The sequence below is a fragment of the Shewanella sp. M16 genome (genome assembly GCF_018224605.1).
Classification (GTDB): Bacteria; Pseudomonadota; Gammaproteobacteria; order Enterobacterales; family Shewanellaceae; genus Shewanella; species Shewanella oncorhynchi.
Genome location: NZ_JAGTUL010000098.1, coordinates 1 through 2,042 on the forward strand (window position 1 = coordinate 1; position 2,042 = coordinate 2,042).

Sequence of the window (2,042 nt, forward strand, 5' to 3'; positions counted from 1 at the left end):
AAGATGATAGACCCCAAACGGAGCAAGCAGCCCATGACACACTCAATCACTACCCCAGCAAGCCACACTAAGCCTTTCAGCGAGCAAGCCAGCTTACAAGCGACAAGCAGGCTCTCCAAAGACGATATTCAACAGCAAAAAAGGGGCGAGTTGACGATCATTGTTTTAACTGAAATGAATTTCTTTCACTTCTGCGGCCTCGGACTTGAGGGCGTGGCTAATGAGGCATGGTATCCCTATTCACAAGGGTTATTGTTTGAAGCGGTCGAGCGGTACTTAGTCGCGGCAAAAGTGGCTCAAAATGTCGTATCAATCGATCAACCTCGACGCAATGGCGCAAGTATTGATTATCGCGTGCGTTTTAATGTGTTTAGCACTGACAAAAAACGGGTTTCGGTTCGTTTTCCTGTCGTGATTAAGAATTTTGGCAACGATACGCAATGCCTCTCAGTCGATGAACTAACGAGGGCGTTAAGTCTGAACTATCGAAATAAGCACGTTTCAATCATGTGGTCTTTACCCTCGGGGATCACATCAACGGTTTATGTGTCGGTGGCGGCTGACGGGGGGATAAGCGATTGCTATACACATCATGCCCTTTGGTTTGTGATGGAAGGGGGTTGCATTGAGTTGGCCACTAACACGGGGGCGATATGATATGTGCAAACCCTCAGTGACGTTTGAAGAAATGAACACCTATTTACAAGGGCAATATAAACATGAACGTTTATATGGTCGCACCCCTGCAACGGGTTGGCCTGCGGACTATGCAACATCGGTTGTCAGTAGCCACATGGATGATTTGAATGCTAACGGGATCGGGTACATTGGCCATCACGAATCCGCGACAGGTCAGGCGATCCGTTATACCGTGGACGAGGTTAAATATTCCCCCCGCTTTTTTATTGTTGGCTATGACTCCGAAAACGATATTGCCCAAAAACAATGCTATTTTATTGATTCAGCGATCAATATCGAAAGGGCTCGCGCTAAATGCTTAGAGAGTGCTAATCGCTATCCGATAGTGAGAATTAAGGATCTACAAGGGCAGTTTGTGTAAACAGCCTGAACGTCTTACAGGGGAACATGCGTTCCCCTTTCTCGTTAATTCACATCATGACCCACTTCGTTTTTTTCGTCTTAAGTTCAAACCGTTCGATAGGTTAAGTCTCGAAAATATCCTTTTTTGCAACTATATATAGTTGCACTTTTTGCGGTTGATTTGGTATAATGATCCCCTATATAGCAGGGGGCATTATGACGAAAACGGATAAATTATTAGCAAAGCTCAAATCGTCCAAAACACTGACTTGGAATGAATTAGCGGGGGCGTTAAAAGTGCTCGGCTATCAACAAGTCGAGGGTGATGGTTCGAGGGTTAAGTTTGATAATGGCATTCCGAAGGAGTTAATCAACCTGCATAAACCGCATCCTAAAAATGAATTAAAGGCTTACGCATTGCGCCAAGTGAGAGACAAATTAACCGAATGGGGGAAACTATGATGCAAAATACAATGACATATAAGGGTTATCACGGCTCTGTAGAAATCAGCCCAGAGGATAATATTCTGTTTGGGCAGGTGCTATTCATTTCACCGTTGATCAACTATGAGGCCGAAACAGCCAAAGGGTTAGAGCAAGCCTTTCAAGAGGCGATTAACGCTTATCTTGCTGACTGTGCTCAACAGGACATTCAACCAGAGAAGCCTTGTAAGGGATCGCTTAATGTCAGATTAGGCCATGACTTGCATTTGGCTGCGTCTATCGCGGCATTTCAGGCATCGACTAGCACGAATGAGTTTATCAAAAGGGCAGTTCAAAAAAGCGTGGGTTTGTAGGCTGCAAATCGTTGTCGAGCAATGATATCAGCCTGAGCCATGTGATCTACTTAAACTGAACATTACCCCCTGTTAGCTCCCCGCAAAACGCGAAACAAGCGGCGGCTGCGCCGCCCTTTTCCGTTTATCTGACAATACCCCTTGGTGTGCTTTGAAACGTGCCTCGGCGGTTAATCTATTTACTCTGAGTGTCTATTGGCTGCT

Annotated in this window: 4 protein-coding genes; all 4 read left to right on the plus strand. The window is 45.4% G+C overall.

What is annotated here, in order from left to right; translation table 11 throughout:
• On the plus strand, positions 1-657 hold a 657-nt coding region (locus KFE26_RS23540), incomplete at its 5' end, for a hypothetical protein (RefSeq protein WP_249195902.1).
• A gap of 1 nt (position 658) precedes the next feature.
• Positions 659-1,060, plus strand: coding sequence for a hypothetical protein (locus tag KFE26_RS23545; RefSeq protein ID WP_212601909.1), 402 nt, complete (start codon positions 659-661; stop codon positions 1,058-1,060).
• A gap of 197 nt (positions 1,061-1,257) precedes the next feature.
• The gene (locus tag KFE26_RS23550; protein ID WP_006087375.1) at positions 1,258-1,503 is read left to right on the plus strand and encodes a type II toxin-antitoxin system HicA family toxin; all 246 of its coding nucleotides are present in this window, start codon (positions 1,258-1,260) and stop codon (positions 1,501-1,503) included.
• Positions 1,500-1,838: a type II toxin-antitoxin system HicB family antitoxin gene (locus KFE26_RS23555; protein ID WP_012197942.1), complete on the plus strand. Its 339-nt coding sequence runs from the start codon at positions 1,500-1,502 to the stop codon at positions 1,836-1,838. The genes KFE26_RS23550 and KFE26_RS23555 overlap by 4 nt, the downstream gene beginning before the upstream one ends.
• The last annotated feature ends 204 nt before the right edge of the window (positions 1,839-2,042 follow it).

Coding starts and splice junctions, on each gene's coding strand:
- KFE26_RS23545 (WP_212601909.1), top strand. CDS start 659: ATGTGCAAACCCTCAGTGACGTTTGAAGAAATGAACACCTATTTACAA.
- KFE26_RS23550 (WP_006087375.1), top strand. CDS start 1,258: ATGACGAAAACGGATAAATTATTAGCAAAGCTCAAATCGTCCAAAACA.
- KFE26_RS23555 (WP_012197942.1), top strand. CDS start 1,500: ATGATGCAAAATACAATGACATATAAGGGTTATCACGGCTCTGTAGAA.